A 20,587-nucleotide genomic window follows, 5' to 3' on the forward strand; every position below is an offset into this window, starting at 1 on the left:
CGACGCGCCGCCGCGCCCGAGTCAACACCGCGGCGGGTAAATTCTTCCTGAAGGTTCGGCCAATCGAGGACGGCCGACGCGGCCGCGGGCCCAGCACAGGACGGACGTCTGCCCGGCCTGGAACAGTGTTGATTGGCTAATACTGTGATCTGTGCCGGCCGTTGCGGCCCTCGGCCGGGCGATAACACTTTCTTCAACGGTGATCCTTAGCCTCGGTCGGGTACCGACCGTGGGATTGTTGCATGACCCGCGCGCATCGGACGACGCCGAGAGACCCGCCCGCCGATGGCCTTCCAAGTCGCCCACGACATCCTCAGGCAGGTCCCGGCCCGGTTCCGCCGGCCCGAGATGCGGCCCGAGGTGGGGTCCGAGGCGGGGTCCGATGACCGGCGCGGATCGGGCGCGGCGATCCCGGCCGCCCCGCTCCCGGAGGCGGCCGCGTCGTCCAGCGAGCCGGCGCCGGCGCCCGCCGCGCAGGCGGCCGACCTGCTCCAGGCCTGGCTCGGCCTCTCGGCGCAGCAGCGGACGCTGCTCGACGCCCTCGTCGCCGAGCTCGGGATCGTCTCCACCGACGTGGAGGCCAACGTCCACGGCCTGTCCAATCGCTTCCAGAGCATCGCCGCCACGACCTGCGAGCAGTCGGAGATCGTCCGGGGGCTCGTCGCCTCGGTCCAGACCGTCCGGATCGACGACCGGACCCTGCAGCTCGGCGACGTCGCCGCCGGCCTCGGCGAGACGCTCACCGCCCTGATCGAGCGGATCACCCTGATGTCGTCCCGCGGGTCGACCCTCGCGCAGGGTCTGGCTGGGGTGCTCGAGGGCCTGTCGTCGGTCGAGGGGAGCGTTGCGCAGATCGAGCGGATCAACCGCCAGACCAACCTGCTCGCCCTGAACGCCAAGATCGAGGCGGCCCGGGCCGGCGCCAGCGGCGCGGCCTTCGCGGTGGTCGCCGACGAGGTGCGCGGCCTCGCCACGACCATCAACGCCCTGTCGGATGTCATCAAGCAGCAGATCGGCACCATGGCGGCCGGCCTGCGCGGCAGCCATGCCCTGCTGGGCGACATTGCGGCGATCGACATGTCCGAGGAGAGCCGGACCGCCGAGACGCGCGTCCGCATGGTGATGCGGGCGCTGGTCGAGCAGAACGCGCAGGTCGCGGGCATCCTGCAGCAGACCGCCGAGACCACGCAGGCCATCACGCAGGACGTGTCGGCGGCGATCGTGGCGATGCAGTTCCAGGACCGGGCCAAGCAGCGCATCCAGAACGTCGAGGGCCTGCTGCGCTCGGCCGGCGCGGAACTCGGGCGGCTCGCCGACCACAGCGCGGACCGCGTCGCGGCGCCGGATGCCGCCGCCGATCCGGCCTGGATCGCGGCGGCGATCGCCGGCTGCACCCTGGGGGAGGTTCGCGCGCGCCTGACGGAGCGCCTGCTCGGGGGTGCTCCGGCCTCCGAGACGCCGGCCGCCGACGCCGCCGACGATCTGGACGGCATCGACCTGTTCTGAGCGCGCCCGCCGCGCCGGCGCGCGCCGAGGGCAGCCCGCTCGGGCCCGGTCGGCGGCCGCGCCGCGGCCGGGCCTACCCGCGCCGGACCGGCCGCGACCGGCCCCGTTCCCGGTTCCAGTCCCACCGCGATCCGCGCGCCGCCCGCACGGACCTGCCGCGGCCCGCATCCGCGCGGCTGCGCGCCGGTGGACGTCGATGTCCCCACACGTCCGTCCACGTCCGACCGAGTCCATCGACGTTCGTCGACGCGCCGTGATGGCCGGAACCGTGCCGCACCGCGCGCCCGAGATCCTGTGATCCGCGTCTCACACGATCGCTGTATCCGATAATCAAATTCTTCGGACTGTATGTGGATATACTTCCCGTTCAGGATTCAAATCTGTTCGTTAACCGAAAATTTCTGGTCCGATTATATACAACCCACGAAGTCGGGCGGCGGCTTCGCGTCGTGTCCCGTCACCGCGCGGTCGCCGCGCGCCGGGACAGTCTGTTCGACTGCTTGATCGCGAAGGACGCGGCCGGTCTTCGGTATCGGCGCGTCCGTTCGCGCTCGGGATCGGGCGGTTGGTTCTGTATCTGCGTTCTGTGTCCGGGGGTCCGTTCGTCCCATGACTGCTCTCGATCCCGCGGAGATCTTCCGCGCCGAGGCCGCCGAGCTGCTCGCCCGCCTGGAGACGACGCTGCTCGACCTCGGCGACCGGCCCGAGGACCGGGCCCTGATCGACACGGCCTTCCGGGCCCTGCACACCATCAAGGGCTCGGGCGCCATGTTCGGCTTCGAGCAGGTCGCCGCCTTCACCCACGATTTCGAGACCGCCTTCGACCGCGTCCGGCGCGGCGAGGTCCCGGTCGGCCGCGACCTCGTCAACGTCTCTCTCTCGGCCAAGGACTACATCCGCGGCCTCATCGAGGAGCCCGAGGCGAGCGCCCCGATCATCGGCGAGGCCATCCTGGCCGAACTCGAGCAGCTGCTCGGCGCCGCGTCCCGCCCGGCCGCCCCGTCCGCGCTCCTCCCGGAGCCGGCCGCCGAGCCCGCTGCGGCGGGGGAGGGCGGCTGGCAGATCGGCATCGCGTTCGCGCCCGAGATCCTCCGCAACGGGACCAATCCCCTGGCGCTCCTCGACGAGCTGCGCGACCTCGGCGCCTGCACGATCGTGCCGCGCCTCGACGCGCTGCCCGAGCTGCCGGCCCTCGACCCCGAGAGCCTCGCCATCGGCTGGGACGTCACGCTGCGCGCGGCCGTGCCCCGCGAGGCGATCGAGGACGTCTTCCTGTTCGTGCGGGACGAGATGACCCTGACGCTCGTCCCGGTCTCGGCCGCGCCACCGGACGCCGCGCCCGAGCCGGCCGAGGCCGCACCGCCGCCGTCGGGGCCGCCGTCCGGCGCGGTTCCGGCTGCCGATCTCGCCGCCCGCGCGTCCGGCGAGACCGGGCCGGCCGGGCCGGGTGCGGTCGAGCCCGCGGCCCGGGCCGCCGAGCGCGTCCCGGCCCGGCGAGCCGAGGAGCGGCCAGCCAGCAGCGTCCGGGTCGAGGCCGAGCGGCTCGACGAGCTGATGGACCGGGTCGGCGAGCTGGTCATCGCCCAGGCGCGGCTCAGCCAGCTCGCCGGCCTGCATGCGGATCCCGGCCTCAAGGCCATCGCCGAGGAGATCGAGCGCCTGTCCGCGCGGCTGCGCGACACCACGATGAGCATCCGCATGGTGGCCATCGGCGCCCTGTTCGGCCGCTTCCGCCGCCTCGTCCACGACCTCTCGCGCGATCTCGGCAAGCCGGTCGAGTTCGTCACCGCCGGCGAGGAGACCGAGCTCGACAAGACCGTGATCGAGCGCCTGGCCGACCCGCTCGTCCACCTGATCCGCAACGCGATCGACCACGGCATCGAGGCGCCCGAGCGCCGCGCGGCCGGCGGCAAGGCCGCCACCGGGCGGATCACGCTCACCGCCGAGCATGTCGGCGCGCAGGTGCTGGTGAGCGTGCGCGACGACGGCGCCGGGCTCGACGCGGCCCGCATCCGCGCCAAGGCTGAGGAGAAGGGCCTGTGCGCGCCGGGCGCGGTGCTCACCGACCAGCAGATCTACCAGTTCCTGTTCGCGCCGGGCTTCTCGACCGCGCAGGAGATCTCGGCCCTGTCGGGGCGCGGGGTCGGCATGGACGTCGTCAAGAAGACGATCGAGAGCCTGCGCGGCACGATCGACATCGCGACCGAGCCGGGCGGCGGCACCTGCGTGGCGCTGCGCCTGCCGCTGACGCTGGCGATCATCGAGGGGCTGCTGATCCGGGTGGGGGAGGGACGCTACGTCATCCCGCTGGCCGCGGTGGAGGAATGCGTCGAGCTGCCCGCCAGCGAGCGCGGCGGCCGCGGGCGGGACTTCCTCAACATCCGCGGCGCGCTGGTGCCGTTCCTGCGGCTGCGCAGCCTGTTCGGGGCCGCGGGCGAGCCGGACCTGCACCAGAAGGTGATCGTGGTGGCCGCCGGTGAGGCGCGGGTCGGCCTGGTGGCGGACCAGATCATCGGCAACCACCAGACCGTCATCAAGTCGCTGTCGAAGCTGCACGCGGACGTGGCGACCTTCTCCGGGGCGACGATCCTGGGTGACGGCACGGCCGCGCTGATCATCGATGTCGGCCGCCTCGTGAGCGGCGGGCGCGCCGAGGGCGTGCGCGAGTACCAGGAGGTGGCGTGATGAGCGGCGGCGTGGCGCGCGGAGTCGTCGAGCCCGGCCCGCAGGCGGCCGCCGACGGCGGCCAGCGGGACGGTCGGCAGGGCGGCCAGCAGGTGGTGATGTTCCGGATCGGCTCGGAGAGCTTCGCGCTGGAGGCCGGGATGGTGCGCGAGATCATCGATCCGATCCCGGCGACGCGGGTGGCGGGGGCGCGCCCGCATATCGATCGGATCGTGAACGTGCGCGGCAACGTCGTGCCTCTGGCCGACATCCGCGAGCGGTTCGGGATGCCGGCGGCGTCGGCGAGCCCGGACACGCGCTTCCTCGTCCTGGAGGTGGCGGTGGCGGGCGACCCCGTGGTCGTCGCGCTGGTGGCCGACAAGGTGTTCGCGGTCACGGAGGTCGATCCGGCGCAGTGCGAGGCGGTGCCGCCCGTCGGCACGACTTGGCGCCCGGAGTACATCCGCTCGATCGTCAAGGCGGGGGACGAATTCATCATCGTCCCCGAGCTCGAGCAGATCCTCGACTGAAGTCTTTCCGAAGTCCCGTCAGAATTTCGTGTTTGCGTAGGGGTAAAGGGCGATGCGTTTCTCGATCAAGGCCAAGCTCGGGGTCGGCTTCGGCGCGATCCTCGTTCTCCTAGGTACGGCCAGCGGGGTCGGCTACCAGAGGCTCACGGCCGCCGACGCGACGATGAAGTACGTCCTGAGCCGCGCCGAGATCCAGAAGCAGGTTCTCGAGGGCAAGGCGCACGCCATCCGCAGCGCGTTCAACGTCCGCGGAGCCCTGATCAGCCCGGACGAGACGCAGATGACGGAGTTCGCCAAGCGCTCGGCGACCAACCACGGTGACGCCATGGCGTCGCTGGCCAAGGTGAAGCCCCTGCTCATGACCGACGAGGGCAAGCGGCTCTACGAGGACCTGTCGGCCAAGTACGAGAAGCAGAACGCGCTGGGGAACCGGGCTCTGGAGCTGACCCGCGACAATTCCAACGGGAAGACCTGGGCCGAGATCAATGCGGCGGGTCGCCCGGCGCTGGCCGCCCTGCGCACGGACCTCGACGCCCTGATCAACACGGCGACCGACGCCCAGAGCCCCGCCGGAGAGCGGCTCGCCCGGGTCGCCGCGGTGTTCAAGAGCCGGGTCGAGCGGGCCTGGGGGCAGCTGACCTCGGCCACCGGGACCACGAGCGTCGACGCGCTCCAGCAGCGCGTGGCCCTCGCCAAGCAGTCGCGCGAGGAGATCAACCGGTCGGTGGACGAGCTCGCGGCGGCGGCCCAGGCGGCGGGAATCGCCGTGACGGCCGTCCGCGAGCGGTTCGGGACCTGGGCGTCCTCCTTCCAGCGGGCGCTCGCCCTCGTCGAGATCGGCAGCTCGGTGAAGGCGGCCGAGGTCGCCTCGGGCGAGTACGCGACGGTGAGCACGACGGCGATCAACGCGTTCGAGGCGCTGGCGGATCGGCAGAAGCGGTTCATGGACGACGCCGCGGCCCAGGCCAACGCGGAATCCGCCCAGGGTCAGACGATCCTGCTGAGCGTGGCGGCGGCCGCGCTCCTCATGGGCCTCGGCATCGCGACCTGGCTCGCGCTGTCGATCTCCCGCGGCCTCGGCCGTGCCGTCTCGCTGGCCGACGCGGTGTCGATGGGCGACCTGAGCCAGACCGCGACGGTCACGACCAACGACGAGCTCGGCGACCTCGTCGGCGCCATGGGCCGCATGACCGAGAACCTGAACGCGACCGCGGCGCTCGCCAACGCGATCGCCCAGGGCGACCTCACCGTGGAGGCCCGGCCGCTCTCCGACAAGGACACGATGGGCCTCGCCCTGCAGACCATGCTGACGAAGCTGCGCACCGTCGTGGCCGAGGCGACCGCAGCGGCCGGCAACGTCTCGGCGGGGTCCCAGGAGCTCTCGGCCTCGGCCGAGCAGCTGTCGCAGGGTTCGACCGAGCAGGCCTCGTCGACCGAGGAAGCCTCGGCCTCCATGGAGGAGATGGCCGCCAACGTGAAGCAGAACGCCGAGAACGCCAGCCAGACCGAGACGATCGCCCGGCAATCGGCCCAGGATGCCGAGGCGAGCGGCATCGCCGTCGGCCGCGCCGTCGAGGCCATGCAGACCATCGCCCAGAAGATCACCATCGTGCAGGAGATCGCCCGCCAGACCGACTTGCTGGCGCTCAACGCCGCCGTGGAGGCGGCCCGGGCCGGTGAGCACGGTCGCGGATTCGCGGTGGTCGCCAGCGAGGTGCGCAAGCTCGCCGAGCGCAGCCAGGCGGCCGCGGCCGAGATCGGCACGCTCTCGTCCGACACCGTCAAGGCCGCCCAGCAGGCCGGCGACATGCTCGGCAAGCTCGTGCCCGACATCAAGAAGACCGCCAGCCTGGTCGAGGAGATCACCGCCGCCTGCCGCGAGCAGGATGTCGGCTCGGGCCAGATCAACCAGGCGATCCAGCAGCTCGACAAGGTGACCCAGCAGAACGCCAGCGCCTCCGAGCAGGTCTCGGCCACCTCCGAGGAGCTGGCCACCCAGGCCGAGAAGCTGCAGGCGACGATCGCCTACTTCCGGATCACCGAGGCGGCCGCGCCGGTGGCCGGTGTCGACCAGGCGGTGACGCGGCTGCGCGCGACCGCGGCGCGGATGGGCACGCCCTCGGCGGCGATCCGCTCCCCGAGCCCGAAGCGGGCGGGCGCGCGCGGCCCGGCCGGGGGCGGCGGCTTCGCCCTCGACATGGGCGAGGGCGACGCGCAGGACGCCGCCTTCACCCGGGTCGCCTGACACCTCGCCCGAGGCCCGGATCCGCGCGGTGCCCGTGCCCGCGCGGATCCCGCCGCCGTCGTCAGCCGCCGTCGCGAGCCGCCGTCGCGCGCCGCGCTCCAGCCGGAGATCCTGCATGTCCAGTGTGTGGCAGTACCTGACCCTCGGCCTCGGGGCCGAGACCTTCGGGATCGACGTCGAGCACGTCCACGAGATTCTCGACTACCGGGTCCCGGCCGCGCTTCCGCAGGCGCCGGCCTTCCTGCTCGGCATGATCGACGTGCGCGGGCAGAGCTACCCGGTGGTGGACCTGCGGACCAAGCTCGGACTGCCGCCGGTGGCGCGCACGCCGGCCACCCGGATCATCCTGCTCAACGTGCCGATGCCCGGCCGGGCGCTGCGGGTCGGGTTCGTGGCCGACCGGGTGATCGAGGTGACCGAGCTCGACCGGGCCGAGATGGAGGCGGCGCCCGAGGTCGGCGGGCGCTGGAACGCCCGCTACATCGCGGGGATCGGCCGCCGGGGCGAGGCCTTCGTGGTGGTGTTCGACCTCGTCGCGCTCATGGACGGCGACGGCCCGGCCCTGGTCGAGACCCCGCAGGCCGCCTGAGGGATCCGACACCATGGAGGCCGATCCGGGTCACCTGAGCGACCGGCACTTCCGCTCGGTCGCCGACCTCGTCCAGCAGCATGCCGGCATCCAGCTCCCGCCGGCCAAGCGCACCATGGTCGAGGGGCGGCTGCGCAAGCGCATGCGCGCCCTCGATCTCCCGACCCTGGAGGCCTACGGCCGCCACCTGTTCGAGGCCGGCCACCTCGCGGACGAGTTCCCGCACCTCGTCGACTGCGTGACGACGAACAAGACCGATTTCTTCCGCGAGCCCGCGCATTTCGACCTGCTGCGCGAGACGATCGTGCCGCGGCTGGCGGCGCGGGGCGACCGGCCGCTGCTCAAGGTCTGGAGCGCGGCGGCCTCGACCGGGGCCGAGGCCTACACGCTGGCGATGGTCCTGCACGACATGGCCGCCGACCGGTTCCGCTACGCCATCCTCGGGACCGACATCTCCTCGGAGGTCCTCGACCGTGCCCGGACGGCGATCTACCCGGCCGAGATGCTGGACGCCGTGCCGGCGGACCTGCGCCGCCGCTACGTGATGGTCGCGCGCGTTCCGGCCCGGCGCGAGGGGCGGATCGTGCCGGAGCTGCGCGCCCGGGTGCGGTTCCAGCGGCTCAACCTGATGGACGAGACCTACCCGATCGACCGGGACGTCGACCTCATCTTCTGCCGCAACGTGCTGATCTACTTCGACAAGCCGACCCAGAGGGCGGTGGTCGCGCGCCTGGCCGGGCACCTGCGCCCCGGCGGCTACCTGATCGTCGGCCATTCCGAATCCATGGCGGGCGTCGGCGTGGCCGGCCTCGACCAGATCTCCTCGACCGTCTTCGGCAAGCTGCGGGAATCCGGCCGGTGAGCGCGTCCAGACCGATCCGCGTCCTGATCGTCGACGACTCGGCCTCCGTCCGCCAGACGCTGTGCAGCATCCTGGGGACGGCGCCCGACATCGAGATCCTGGGCACCGCCGCCGATCCGTTCATCGCGGCGCGCCGCATCCAGGAGGAGATCCCGGACGTCATCATCCTCGATCTCGAGATGCCGCGCATGGACGGCCTGACCTTCCTGCGCAAGATCATGGCGCAGAAGCCGCTCCCGGTGATCGTCTGCTCGACCCTGACCGAGGCCGGGTCCCGGATCCTGTTCGAGGTGCTGGAGGCGGGCGCCGTCGACGTGCTGCCGAAACCGCGCGTCGACACCCGCCAGTTCCTGCTCGAGTCCACGGTCCGGGTCTGCGACGCGGTCCGGGCCGCCGCCCGGGCCAAGCTGCGCGGGAGCCGGCCGTCCCGGCCGCTGGTGGAGGCGAAGCTCTCGGCCGACGTCGTCCTGCCGCCGCCCGTGCCCGGGCGCGTCGTGGCCGGGACCGACCGGATCGTCTGCATCGGCGCGTCGACGGGCGGCACGGAGGCGCTGCGCGACGTGCTCGAGGTGCTGCCCGCCGAGTCCCCCGGTCTCGTCATCGTGCAGCACATGCCGGAGCATTTCACGGCGGCGTTCGCCAAGCGCCTGAACGGCCTCTGCGCGATCGCCGTCAAGGAGGCGGAGGACGGCGATCCCGTGGTGCGGGGCCGTGCCCTGATCGCCCCGGGCGGGCGGCACCTCATGGTCGAGCGCCGGGGCGGCAGCTACGCGGTGTCGGTGAAGGACGGTCCCCTCGTCGCGCGCCACCGCCCGTCGGTCGACGTCCTGTTCCGGTCGGCCGCCCGGGCCGCGGCCGCGAACGCGCTCGGCATCCTGCTGACCGGCATGGGCGACGACGGCGCCAACGGCCTGCTGGAGATGCGCCGCGCCGGGGCGCAGACGGTCGCCCAGGACGAGGCGAGCTGCGTCGTGTTCGGGATGCCCAAGGAGGCGATCGACCGCGGTGCGGCCGCCAAGATCCTGCCGCTGGAGCAGATGCACCTGGAGATCCGGCGCTTCGGCCTGCCCGCGGCGCGCTGAGGCCGGGGCGAGCGCCGGGGCCGGGTTCAGGACTGGTCGCGTTGCCCGGGCTGCGCCTCGGCCTTCGCCCGGCGTCCGCGCGCGCGGCTGGATGGTTGCGCCGCGCCGCGCCGCGTCCCGCGGGGGCCAGCCTTTACCGGCCTGGCTCCGGGAAGCCCCACGCTCCCGCCCCGCCGCGCGCCGCGCTGGGCGACCTGACCGGGACGGTCACCCTCGTCCCGGGGTCCAGAATCCAGCAGGTCCTGAACACCGGGCGGATGCTCGGGCACGCGGAACAGGCGGGCCAGCCCGTCGGCGACGCCCCGGAGAACGGCATCGGCCTGCTCGTGATCGTCCTGGCCCTGTACGACGATGAAACTCATCTGCGCACCCGGATGGTTCGTTCAGGTCCTCAACTCGACACGTTGCGAAGGGTTGCCTGGGCCTGTCGGAAGTCATCCGACGATTATGCGAATCCGCACGTCATGAACGTCATGTAATCAACCGGTGGTCGTATATAGGTGAATAATGAATGATTGTGCCCGGTGGTGACGGCGACTCGCCACGATTCCCGGAGTCTTGCTCAACGCACGGTCGGATCGCGTTCGGGGCGATACCGGGCAGAGTTGTGCTGGTGCGCCACGGCACGCGCTGCGCAGCGCGACGGCGGTTCAGTGACCGGGCGACGGGGAGTCGGACCGGTCAGGGCCGATCCGGCCGGCCGGCTCACGCGGCGTAGCGGTCGAGGGCCAGATCGTCGCTCGCGATCTCCGGCGCGCGTCCGGACACGAGGTCGGCGAGCAGGCGGCCCGATCCGCAGGCCATCGTCCAGCCCAGCGTGCCGTGACCGGTGTTGGTGAACAGGTTCCCGACCCGCGTGCCCCCGACGATCGGCGTGCCGTCCGGCGTCATCGGCCGCAGGCCGGTCCAGAACGCGGCTCGGTCGAGGTCGCCGCCGGCCGGGAACAGGTCCTGCACCGAGCGCGCGAGGGTCTCGCGGCGCGGCAGGCGCAGGGCGCTGCTGAACCCGGCGAGCTCGGCGGTGCCGCCGACGCGGATGCGGTCGCCGAGCCGGGTGATCGCGACCTTGTAGGTCTCGTCCATCACCGTCGAGACCGGCGCGGCCGCCGGATCGGTGATGGGGAGCGTGAGCGAGTAGCCCTTCACCGGGTAGACCGGCAGGGCGATCCCGAGGGGGCGCAGCAGGGCCGGCGTGTAGCTGCCCAGCGCCGCCACGTAGGCATCCGCCCGCAGGAGGTCGCCGTCGGCGGTCTCGACCGCCGTCACCCGGTCCCCGGCGTGATGCAGGCGCGCGATCGCCGTGCGGTAGCGGAAGGTGACGCCGAGGCCCTCGCAGATCGCGGCGAGGCGCTGCGTGAACAGGTGCGCGTCGCCGGTCTCGTCGCCCGGCAGCCGCAGGCCGCCGACGAAGACGCCGCGCATGGCGGCGAGCGCCGGCTCGGCACTGACGCAGCCGGCCGGGTCCAGCACCGTGTAGGGCACGCCGTAGGCGTCGAGGACGCGGGTGTCGTCGCCGACATGGTCGAGCTGCTTCTGCGTCCGGAAGAGCTGGAGCGTGCCCTTCTCCCGGTGGTCGTAGGCGATGCCGGTCTCGGTGCGCAGGTCGCGCAGCGCGTCGCGGCTGTACTCGGCGAGCCGGACCATGCGGCCCTTGTTCCGCTGGTAGGCCTCCTCGGTGCAGTTCGCGAGCATGCGCGTGAGCCACGCGTAGAGGCGGGGCTCGAGCCGCGGCCACAGCACCAGGGGGCGGTGCCGCATCATCAGCCACTTGAGCGCCTTCACGGGGATCCCGGGCGCCGCCCAGGGGGCCGAGTAGCCGGGCGAGACCTGCCCGGCATTGGCGAAACTGGTCTCCAGGCCGGAGCCCGGCTGGCGCTCCAGCACGGTGACCTGATGGCCGGCCCGGGCGAGGTAGTAGGCCGAGGTGACGCCGACGACGCCGCCGCCGAGGATGAGGACGTGCATGGCGGGCCTCAGGCTCCGAGATAGACGCGGTGGAAGCGGTGGCCGAGGCTGGTCAGGACCTCGTAGCCGATCGTGCCGGCCGCCGCGGCGACGGCGTCGACGTCGCGCTCCGGCCCGACGATGTCGACGAGCGCCCCCGGCCCGAGGGTGCCGGGCGCCACGTCGGTGACGTCGAGGACGAGGCTGTCCATCGAGACGCGCCCGACCACGGGCAGCCGGGCGCCGCCGAACCACGCCGCGCCGCCCGCCGTGCTGCGGAAGAACCCGTCCGCGTAGCCGATCGCGACCGTGGCGAGGCGGCTGTCCCTGTCGACTCGGGCCGCGTGGCCGTACCCGACCGGCGTCCCCGCCGGGACGCCGCGCGTCTGCATCACCCGGGCCCGCAGCTCGATCACCGGCCGCATCGGGTTCTCCGCACCCTCCTGCGGGGCGATCCCGTAGAGGGCGGCGCCGGGGCGCACGAGGTCGAAGTGGAAGTCCGGACCGAGGAAGATCCCCGACGAGGCCGCGAGGCTCGCCGGCACCGTCGGCAGGCGCCGCCGGACCGCCCGGAAGACGGAGAGCTGCGCCGCGTTGACCGGGCTGTCCGGCTCGCCCGCGCAGGCGAGGTGGCTCATCACCAGCCGCAGGTCGAGGCCCGCGAGGGCGTCCGGCCGGTCGAGGAGCGCGCCGACCTCGTCCGGAGCGAGGCCGAAGCGGGCCATGCCGGTATCGACCTGGAGGATCGCCGGCAGGCGCCGCGCGCGCCGCCGGGCCAGGCCCTGCCAGCCGCTGAGCTGGGACAGGTCGTTGAGGACGGGCACGAGGTCGTGGTCCGCGCAGGTCGCCTCGCTGCCCGGGGCGGCGCCGTTGAGCACGGCGATCGCCGCCCCGGGCCCGAGGATGGACCGGAGGGCGACGCCCTCGCCGACCTGGGCGACGAGGAAGTGCCGGCAGCCCGCGGCGGCCAGGACCGGCGCGACCCGGTCGGCGGCGAGGCCGTAGGCGTCCGCCTTGACGACGGCCGCGCAGGCGGCCGTCCCGGCTCGCGCGGCGAGCAGGCGGTAATTCTCCGCGATGGCCGCGAGATCGATCGTGAGGAGGGCGGAGGCCGTCCCGGCCGGGCCCGCATCGGGCCGGAGCTCGCGGTCGATCATGCTCATGGCGGCCCTCGGAGCGGCGCTCGGATGCAGTGCCAAAAGGCTACACGAAGGATCGTCGAACGAGCGTGCATCCTGTCGAAGAGATTTGAATTTCGAGCTTGGCCGTGGAAATATCTGCGGCCAGTTCGAAGATCCTGCGAGGCGCGCGTGGACGCGATCGACCGCCGCATCATCCAGGCCCTGCGCGGCGACGGCCGGATCAGCAACGCGGATCTCGCCGCGGCGGTCGGCCTGTCGGCGTCCGCCTGCCATCGCCGCGTGCGGCTGCTGGAGGAATCCGGAATCATCCGGGGCTACACCGCGCTGATCGGCGGCGCGGTCGACGGGCCGGGCCTCGTGGTCCTCACGCAGTTCACCCTGGACCGCCAGACCGAGGACTATCTCAACCGGTTCGAGGCGGCCGTCCGGCGCTGTCCCGAGGTGCAGGACTGCTATCTGATGACCGGGACGGCCGATTACCTCGTGAAGCTCAAGGTGATCGACGCGGCCGACTACGAGCGGCTGCACAAGGATGTCCTGTCGCGGCTGCCGGGGGTCGCCCGGCTGCAGTCGAGCTTCGCGATCCGGACCGTCGTGGCCGCCGGCCGGCCGCTCTGAAGGAAGCCCCGCCATGACGCCGAGCACCGAACCGCGCTGGGACGCCTCCTGCGACCTGCGCCTCCACGACGCCGCGCTCGCCGAGGGAAGCCGGGCGACGATCGACATCCGGGGCGACCGCGTGGCGGCGCTGCGGGATCCCGGCGCGCCGCTCCCGCCCGCCGGCCGCACGATCGATCTCGGCGGCGCCCTGGTGCTGCCGGGCCTGTCGGACGGGCACGTCCACCTCGACAAGTGCCTGCTCGGCCTGCCGTGGCGCCCGCACGCGGCGGCGGGGTCCGTCCGCGCGATCATCGACGACGAGAAGGCGTTCCGCCGCGCCACGCGGATCCCGCTCGCCGAGCAGGGCGCCGAGGCGCTGCTCGAACGCCTGCTCCGCGGCGGCACGACGAGCCTGCGGACCCATGTCGACGTCGACGACGTCACGCGGCTCGACCACCTCGCCCAGATCCTCGACCTGCGGGCGCGCTGGGCCGACCGCCTGCAGATCCAGATCGTCGCCTTCCCGCAGAGCGGGATCCTGGGCTGCCCGCCGGTCGCCGACGACCTGGACGCGGCCCTGCGGATGGGCGCGGACCTCGTCGGCGGCCTCGATCCCGTCGGCATCGACGGAGACCGCGACGGTCACCTCGACATCGTCTTCGCCCTGGCCGAGCGGCACGGGCGGGGCATCGACATCCATCTCCACGAGGGCGGCGCGGCCGGACTCGCCACGATCGCGGCGATCGCGGCCCGGACAGCGGCGGCCGGGCTCGGCGGGCAGGTCACGATCAGCCACGCCTTCGCCCTCGCGGAGGCCGACGACCTGGAACTCGGCCGGATCGCCGAGGCCCTGAACCGGGCCGGCGTCGCGATCCTCAGCAGCGTGCCGGGCGGGGCCCGATGCCCGCCGATCCCGCGGCTGCGCGAACTCGGCGTCCCGGTCTGCCTCGGCACCGACAACGTCCGCGACTGCTGGAACCCCGCCACGGTCACCGGCATGGTCGCCCGCGCCCAGCTCGCCGCCTACCGGTTCGACCTGCGCACCGACGCGGACCTCGCGGCGTTGCTGGCGCCGATCACCGCCGTCCCGGCGCGGGTGCTGGGCCTCGGTCCGGGCGCGGTGGCGCCCGGCGCGCGGGCCGACCTGATCGCCTTCGCGGCCGGCGGCGTGCCGCAGGTGATCGTGGAGTGCCAGGAGCCCGTGCTGGTCGTGGCGCGGGGCGCCGTCGCGGTCGACCGGCGCGGCGCGGCCGCCGGGGACCCGCCGCCGTGAACGACCGCGCGCTGCGCTACCTGCTGGCCGTCGTGCGCGCGGGCTCGGTCCGGGCGGCCGCCGATGTCCTGAACGTCGCCGCCTCGGCGGTGAGCCGGCAGATCATCGAGCTGGAGGCGCAGGTCGGCGAGACCCTGCTCGAGCGCCTGCCCCGGGGCGTGGTCCCCACCGAGGCCGGCCGCCTCGTCGCCGAGCACGCGCAGCGGCAGGCCGACGAGGCGGCCCTGCTGGAGGACCAGCTGAAGCGCCTGCGCGGGGTGCAGCGGGGCACGGTCAGCCTGCGCTGCGGCGCCGGCTTCCTGATCGACCTCCTCGACAACGCCCTGGCCGGCTTCGCCCAGGACCATCCGGGCATCGCCTATCAGGTCGAGATCGGCACGACCGACGGGATCCTGGCGGCGATCGCCCGGGGGGACGCGGATATCGGCCTCGTCTACAACCCGCCCGCGCACCCGGACGTCCGCGGGATCGTCTCCGCCCGGCAGCCGCTCCTCGCCGTCCTGCCGATGGGGCATCCCCTCGCCGACGGGGCGGCGCCGGTCCCGCTGCGCAGCTTCGCCACCGAGCCCGCCGCCCTCCTGCCCCCCGACCACGGGGTCCGGCAGCTGATCGGCCGCGTCGAGGCCGACGGCGGATTCCGGCTGGTGCCGCGGCTGGAGACGGCGTCCTTCGAGTTGCACCGCCGCTTCGTGATGGCCGCCATGGGCGTCGCGTTCCTGCCCCGCTTCGTGGTCGCGGCCGAGCTGCGCGACGGCCTCCTCGCGGCTTTGCCGCTGCGCGACGCCATCCTGTCGGAGGCGAGCGCCCACCTCGTCGTCCGCGCGGGGCGGCGCCTGCCGGAGGGCGCGGCGCGGCTGCTCGGCTGGCTGGCCGACCACATGGTGGCGTTCCGGCCGCCGCCGGCGTGACGCGAGCGTGCGGATTTTCCGCACGCTTCGTGCAGAAATCGGTTGTTGTCGCAACGCTCGTTTGCCGGAACTATCGTGCCGCTTCGTGAGGACGGATCGGCATGACCATCGCAACGGTAGGCGTCGTCGGGCTCGGCAACATGGGTTTGGGCATGGCCGCGACCCTGGCCCGCAAGGGCTTCGCGGTCCTGGGCTACGACCTCAGTCCGGCCCGGCGCCCCGCCGCCGAGGCGGCCGGCGTCACCGTCCTCGACGCCCTCAACGACGTGCTCGGCCGGGCCGACGCCCTGGTGTTCTCGCTGCCGCTGGCGCGGGACGTGGAGGCGGTGGTCACCGCGGAGGGCGGGTTCCTGTCCCGGACCGACCGGAAGGTGGTGGTGATCGACACCTCGACCTCGGATCCCGGCACGACCCGCCGCCTCGCCGAGCGCCTCGCCGCGGCCGGTCACGCCCTCCTCGACGCCCCGGTGAGCGGCGGCCCGTCCGGCGCCGCCGAGGGCACCCTGACCATGATGATCGGCGGCGCCGCGGCGGATTACGAGCTGGCCCGCCCGGTCTTGGAGGCCATGTCGGCCCGCGCGCCGCATGTCGGGCCATCGGGCGCCGGCAACATCGTCAAGCTCGTCAACAACCTGCTGGTGGCGGCCCATCTGGTGACCACCGGCGAGGCCCTGCGCCTCTCCGAGGCGGCGGGCCTCTCGGCCGAGGAGGCCGTCAAGGTCGTCAACACCGCGACCGGCCGCAGCGCGATCAGCGAGGTCATGATCCCGCGCTGGGTCCAGTCCGGCACCTTCGACAGCGGCTTCTCGGCCGGCCTGATGCGCAAGGACGTGCGCCTCGCCCTCGAACTCGCCGCCGAATGCGGGATCGACCTGCCGCTCTCCGCCGAGGTGAAGCGGATCTGGCAGGCGACGCAACCCGCCATCCCCGACACGGCCGACTTCACCCGCATGGCCGATTACCGCGATCCCAAGGGAGCCCACTGATGTCCGGCACGCCGCACTCGCCCGCCGCCGACCGGGTCGCCGCCCTCCTGGCCGACCTGCTGCCGGGCGGCCGCATCGGCAGCGTCGTGGCCGGCGAGATCCTCGCCGGGACCGGCGCCGCCCTCGATCTCACCAACCCCGCCGACGGCGGCGTGCTCGCGACCTTCGCCGATGCCGGCCCGTCGGTCGTCGAGGCCGCCATGGCGGCGGCTCGCGACGCCCAGCGCGCGTGGTGGGGGATGACCGCTGCCGCCCGCGGTCGCGCGCTGTGGGCGGTCGCCGCCCTGGTCCGGCAGCACGCCGGCGCGCTCGCCGAGCTGGAGACCCTCTCGGCCGGCAAGCCGATCCGCGACACCCGCGGCGAGGTCGCCAAGGTCGCCGAGATGTTCGAGTACTACGCCGGCTGGTGCGACAAGCTGCACGGCGACGTCATTCCGGTCCCGACCTCGCACCTGAACTACACCCGCCACGAGCCCTTCGGCACCGTGGTGCAGATCACCCCCTGGAACGCCCCGATCTTCACCGCGGGCTGGCAGATCGCGCCGGCGATCTGCGCCGGCAACGCCGTGGTGCTGAAGCCCTCCGAGCTGACGCCCCTGACCTCGCTCGTTCTCGGCCTGCTCTGCGACCGGGCCGAGGGGATGCCCCGCGGCCTTGTCTCGGTGCTGGCGGGCGCCGGCCCGACCACCGGCGCCGCCGCGGTCGCCCATCCCGAGACCCGGCTCGTCGTGTTCGTCGGCTCGGCCGAGGCGGGCGCGCAGATCGCCGCCGCGGCGGCCCGCGCCATCGTGCCGAGCGTGCTGGAGCTCGGCGGCAAGTCGGCCAACATCGTGTTCGCCGACGCCGACCTCGACCGGGCGCTGATCGGCGCGCAGGCCGCGATCTTCGGCGGCGCCGGCCAGAGCTGCGTGGCGGGCTCCCGGCTCCTCGTGCACCGCTCGATCCACGCGTCCTTCGTCGAGCGCCTGTCCCGCGCCGCCGCGCGCATCCCCGTGGGCGCACCGACCGACCCGGAGACGCAGATCGGCCCGATCAACAACCGGCGCCAGCGGGACAAGATCGCCGACATGGTCGAGGCCGCCGCGGGGGCGGGGGCCACGATCGCGACCGGCGGGGCCTGCCCCGCCGCCTTACGCGACACGGGCGGCTTCTACTACGGCCCGACCATCGTGGACGGCGTCGCGCCGGACGCGGCGATCGCCCGGGAGGAGGTGTTCGGCCCGGTCCTGGCGGTCCTGCCGTTCGACGGCGAGGACGAGGCGATCGCGCTGGCCAACGGCACGCCCTACGGCCTCGCCGGCGCGGTCTGGACCGGCGACGGCGGGCGCGGCCACCGGGTCGCGGCGGCCCTGCGGGCCGGCACCGTCTGGGTCAACGGCTACAAGACCATCAACGTGGCCTCGCCGTTCGGCGGCTTCGGCCGCTCGGGCTTCGGCCGCTCCTCGGGCCGCGAGGCGCTGATGGCCTACACCCAGACCAAGAGCGTCTGGGTCGAGACCGCCGCCGCGCCGGCCGTGACCTTCGGCTACGTGGGCTGAGCCCGACGCCACGGGCGCAATGACCGAGACGATCTAACGCCAAGCCGGCGATCAAGACCGGCAGGCGGAGCAACGGGCAGCCCCGAGGGGGGCCAAGGAGGATGACGATGGCGGGGGAACTGTTTGCGACGAACACGCGGCCGGTCGCGCCGCCCGTCTCGGGCGGGGGTAAGCTGACGCTGTTCCTGCTCGCCCTCGTCATCGTCGTCATCGCGGAGGCGATCGGCAACGTCAGCATCCCGGTGGGCGCCGGCAAGATCGTGCTGCTCCCGCTGCTCTGGGCCCTGCTGCTGGGCGGCGCGCTGGGGCTGATGAGCCCGCGCCTGCCCGCGCCGCTGCGGCTGTCGACCGCCCTGCAGAATGCGGCCGGCGCCTACCTGCAGCCGGCGCTCCTGATCTTCATCGCCAAGCTCGGGCTGCTCGTCGGCGGCTCGCTGCCGAAGATCCTCGCCTCGGGCTGGGCCCTGGCCTTCCAGGAATTCGGCCACTTCTTCGGCACGATGGTGTTCGGCCTGCCGGTGGCGCTCCTGCTCGGCATCAAGCGCGAGGCGATCGGCGCGACCTTCTCGGTCGGCCGCGAGCCCAGCCTCGCCATCATCGGCGAGCGCTACGGCATGGACTCGCCGGAGGGGCGCGGCGTGCTGGCCGAGTACCTGACCGGCACGGTGTTCGGCGCGGTGTTCATCGCCCTGCTGGCCGGGCTGATCACCAGCCTCGGCATCTTCAACCCGCTGGCGCTGGCGATGGGGGCCGGGGTCGGCTCCGGCAGCATGATGGCCGCGGCCTCGGGGGCGATCGCGGCCCAGCAGACGCCCGAGGTCGCCAAGGACGTCGCCACCTTCGCGGCCGCCAGCAACCTCGTGACCACCACGATCGGCACGTACTTCACCCTGTTCCTGTCGCTGCCCTTCACGATCTGGGCCTACGGCAAGCTGGAGCCGATCCTCGGCCGCAACCGGCCGGACGCCGCCCGCCCGGCGGCCGCCGACCCGCAGGCGCCGGCCCATCAGCCGGCCCACGGGGAGGTGCGGATCGGCCTCGGCGAGACCGTGCTCGCCTGGATCCTGATCGGCGCCTACGGGCTGATCGGCAACTGGCTGACCTACGGAATCATCCCCGACGCGAGCGTCGTGGCCGGGATGGCGATCATCATCGGCACCGTGCTCGCCGGCTGGGGCCTCTACCTGCTCCTCGGCCGGCGCCTGCCCGCCGTCCTCTGGGTGTCGATCATCGGCATGGCGCTGACCTATCCCGGGACGCCCTACGCCGCCGAGATCGCCGCCCTGACCGGCAAGCTCAACTTCCTGGCGCTCGCCACGCCGATCCTGACCTTCGCGGGGCTCTCGGTCGCCAAGGACGTGCCCGCCTTCCGCCGCCTCGGCTGGCGGATCGTCGTGGTCTCGTTCATGGCCAATGCCGGGACCTTCCTCGGCGCGGCCCTCATCGCGCAGTTCTTCATGCACCCACCGCTGGGGTGAACCGCCGCGCCGATCGGCGTAGGGTCCGGGCGGGGGATCGAGGCGCTTCGGCAGCCTCCCGTATCTGAGAGAGATCGCATGCGCATCGAGGCGGAGACCGTGGAGCGGATGGTCGCGTGGCGGCGCGACCTGCACGCCCATCCCGAGCTGGCCTTCCAGGAGGTCCGCACGGCGGATCTCGTCGCCCGGGAACTGGCCGCCTGCGGCCTGTCGGTGAAGACCGGGCTCGGTCGCACCGGCGTGGTCGGGACCCTGAGCCGGGGCGACGGCCCGACCATCGGCCTGCGCGCCGACATGGACGCCCTGCCGATCCAGGAGGCGACGGGCGCTGCTCACGCCTCCCGGACGCCCGGCGTGATGCATGCCTGCGGCCATGACGGCCACGTGGCGATGCTGCTCGGCGCGGCCCGGCACCTCGCGTCGCGCACCGACCTGTCCGGGACGGTCCACTTCATCTTCCAGCCGGCGGAAGAGTGCGAGGGCGGCGGGCGCGCCATGGTCGAGGACGGCCTGTTCCGGCTGTTCCCGTGCGATTCCGTCTACGGCCTGCACAACTGGCCGGGTTTGCCGCTGGGGACCTTCGCGACCCGGGTCGGCGCCATCATGGCCTCCCTCGACACGTTCGAGATCGCGGTCGCCGGGTTCGGCACCCACGCGGCCATGCCGGAGCGCGGCACCGACACGCTGGTGGTCGCCTCCGAGATCGTCCTCGCTCTGCAGACCATCGTGAGCCGCCGGATCGCCCCCACGGACCCGGTCGTCCTCAGCGTCACGCAGATCCACGGCGGCGACGCCTACAACGTCATCCCCGAGCGCGCGGTCATCCGCGGCACGGTCCGCTGCCTGGACGAGGCCGTGCGCAAGCGCGTGGCCGAACTCGTCGAGGCGATCGCGGGCGGGACGGCCGCCACGCACGGCGCCCGCGCGGAGGTGGACTACCGGTTCGGATACCCCGCCACCGTCAACACCGCCGACGCCGTCGGCACCGCCCTGGAGGCGGCCGGGGCCGTCCCGGACATCACCGCGCGCCGGGGCGAGGTCGGCCCCTCCATGGCGTCGGAGGATTTCGCCTACATGCTGGAGGCCTGCCCCGGCGCCTACGCGTGGATCGGGACCGACGGGACGCGCAAGAGCCTGCCGCTCCACAATCCGGGCTACGATTTCAACGACGAGGCCCTGCCGGTCGGCGCCGCCTACTGGGCCGCGCTGGGGGCGCACAGCCTCAGGCCGTGACGCGGCG

At 73.3% G+C, this 20,587-nt stretch carries 17 protein-coding genes; 15 read left to right on the forward strand and 2 right to left on the reverse strand.

Annotated features, from left to right (window positions below; all coding sequences use genetic code 11):
* The first annotated feature begins 285 nt into the window (after nt 1–285).
* From C4T42_RS32685 to C4T42_RS31820, 8 genes are all read left to right on the forward strand, one after another.
* Entirely contained in the window at nt 286–1,506 is a 1,221-nt protein-coding gene (locus C4T42_RS32685) for a methyl-accepting chemotaxis protein (RefSeq protein ID WP_103984593.1), read from the forward strand.
* Nucleotides 1,507–2,115: 609 nt separating this feature from the next.
* Nucleotides 2,116–4,191, forward strand: coding sequence for a chemotaxis protein CheA (locus C4T42_RS00900; RefSeq protein WP_103984594.1), 2,076 nt, complete (start codon nt 2,116–2,118; stop codon nt 4,189–4,191).
* Nucleotides 4,191–4,700 (forward strand): chemotaxis protein CheW, encoded by a 510-nt coding sequence (locus C4T42_RS00905; RefSeq protein WP_091675922.1) that lies wholly within the window; start codon nt 4,191–4,193, stop codon nt 4,698–4,700. Before C4T42_RS00900 ends, C4T42_RS00905 begins: the two co-directional genes overlap by 1 nt.
* Before the next feature lie 52 nt (nt 4,701–4,752).
* On the forward strand, nt 4,753–6,945 hold the full coding sequence (locus tag C4T42_RS00910; protein ID WP_103984595.1) for a methyl-accepting chemotaxis protein: 2,193 nt from the start codon (nt 4,753–4,755) through the stop codon (nt 6,943–6,945).
* Nucleotides 6,946–7,060: 115 nt separating this feature from the next.
* Nucleotides 7,061–7,534, forward strand: a complete 474-nt coding sequence (locus tag C4T42_RS00915) for a chemotaxis protein CheW (protein WP_103984596.1) — start codon at nt 7,061–7,063, stop codon at nt 7,532–7,534.
* Nucleotides 7,535–7,547: 13 nt separating this feature from the next.
* Nucleotides 7,548–8,396, forward strand: coding sequence for a CheR family methyltransferase (locus C4T42_RS00920; RefSeq protein ID WP_103984597.1), 849 nt, complete (start codon nt 7,548–7,550; stop codon nt 8,394–8,396).
* Nucleotides 8,393–9,478 carry a chemotaxis response regulator protein-glutamate methylesterase gene (locus C4T42_RS00925; protein ID WP_020091064.1) on the forward strand — a complete coding sequence of 362 codons (1,086 nt, stop codon included), beginning with the start codon at nt 8,393–8,395 and terminating at the stop codon, nt 9,476–9,478. Before C4T42_RS00920 ends, C4T42_RS00925 begins: the two co-directional genes overlap by 4 nt.
* 41 nt (nt 9,479–9,519) lie before the next feature.
* Nucleotides 9,520–9,957, forward strand: a complete 438-nt coding sequence (locus C4T42_RS31820; RefSeq protein WP_158684185.1) for a hypothetical protein — start codon at nt 9,520–9,522, stop codon at nt 9,955–9,957.
* 226 nt (nt 9,958–10,183) lie between these two features.
* Here the strand turns inward: C4T42_RS31820 and C4T42_RS00935 are convergent, their stop codons facing one another.
* Nucleotides 10,184–11,443 (reverse strand): D-amino acid dehydrogenase, encoded by a 1,260-nt coding sequence (locus C4T42_RS00935; protein WP_020091062.1) that lies wholly within the window; start codon nt 11,441–11,443, stop codon nt 10,184–10,186.
* Between the two features lie 8 nt (nt 11,444–11,451).
* Nucleotides 11,452–12,585, reverse strand: coding sequence for an alanine racemase (alr, locus tag C4T42_RS00940; protein ID WP_103984598.1), 1,134 nt, complete (start codon nt 12,583–12,585; stop codon nt 11,452–11,454).
* A gap of 147 nt (nt 12,586–12,732) precedes the next feature.
* On the opposite strand from alr, the gene C4T42_RS00945 reads away from it, so the two are divergent.
* The 7 genes from C4T42_RS00945 to C4T42_RS00975 all read left to right on the forward strand — a co-directional run bounded on the left by C4T42_RS00945 (nt 12,733) and on the right by C4T42_RS00975 (nt 20,580).
* Nucleotides 12,733–13,182: an Lrp/AsnC family transcriptional regulator gene (locus tag C4T42_RS00945; RefSeq protein ID WP_020091060.1), complete on the forward strand. Its 450-nt coding sequence runs from the start codon at nt 12,733–12,735 to the stop codon at nt 13,180–13,182.
* 13 nt (nt 13,183–13,195) lie between these two features.
* A complete protein-coding gene (locus C4T42_RS00950; protein WP_103984599.1) occupies nt 13,196–14,437 on the forward strand; it encodes an amidohydrolase in 1,242 nt (413 codons plus the stop codon).
* The gene (locus tag C4T42_RS00955) at nt 14,434–15,345 is read left to right on the forward strand and encodes a LysR family transcriptional regulator (RefSeq protein WP_020091058.1); all 912 of its coding nucleotides are present in this window, start codon (nt 14,434–14,436) and stop codon (nt 15,343–15,345) included. Before C4T42_RS00950 ends, C4T42_RS00955 begins: the two co-directional genes overlap by 4 nt.
* A 101-nt stretch (nt 15,346–15,446) precedes the next feature.
* A complete protein-coding gene (locus C4T42_RS00960) occupies nt 15,447–16,331 on the forward strand; it encodes an NAD(P)-dependent oxidoreductase (RefSeq protein ID WP_020091057.1) in 885 nt (294 codons plus the stop codon).
* Nucleotides 16,331–17,869 carry an aldehyde dehydrogenase family protein gene (locus tag C4T42_RS00965; RefSeq protein ID WP_020091056.1) on the forward strand — a complete coding sequence of 513 codons (1,539 nt, stop codon included), beginning with the start codon at nt 16,331–16,333 and terminating at the stop codon, nt 17,867–17,869. The genes C4T42_RS00960 and C4T42_RS00965 overlap by 1 nt, the downstream gene beginning before the upstream one ends.
* Nucleotides 17,870–17,976: 107 nt before the next feature.
* Nucleotides 17,977–19,347, forward strand: coding sequence for a DUF3100 domain-containing protein (locus C4T42_RS00970; protein WP_244603150.1), 1,371 nt, complete (start codon nt 17,977–17,979; stop codon nt 19,345–19,347).
* Between the two features lie 78 nt (nt 19,348–19,425).
* Nucleotides 19,426–20,580 carry a M20 aminoacylase family protein gene (locus C4T42_RS00975; RefSeq protein WP_020091054.1) on the forward strand — a complete coding sequence of 385 codons (1,155 nt, stop codon included), beginning with the start codon at nt 19,426–19,428 and terminating at the stop codon, nt 20,578–20,580.
* Nucleotides 20,581–20,587: the final 7 nt, after the last annotated feature.

Source organism: Methylobacterium sp. 190mf (assembly GCF_900107945.1).
Taxonomy (GTDB): Bacteria; Pseudomonadota; Alphaproteobacteria; order Rhizobiales; family Beijerinckiaceae; genus Methylobacterium.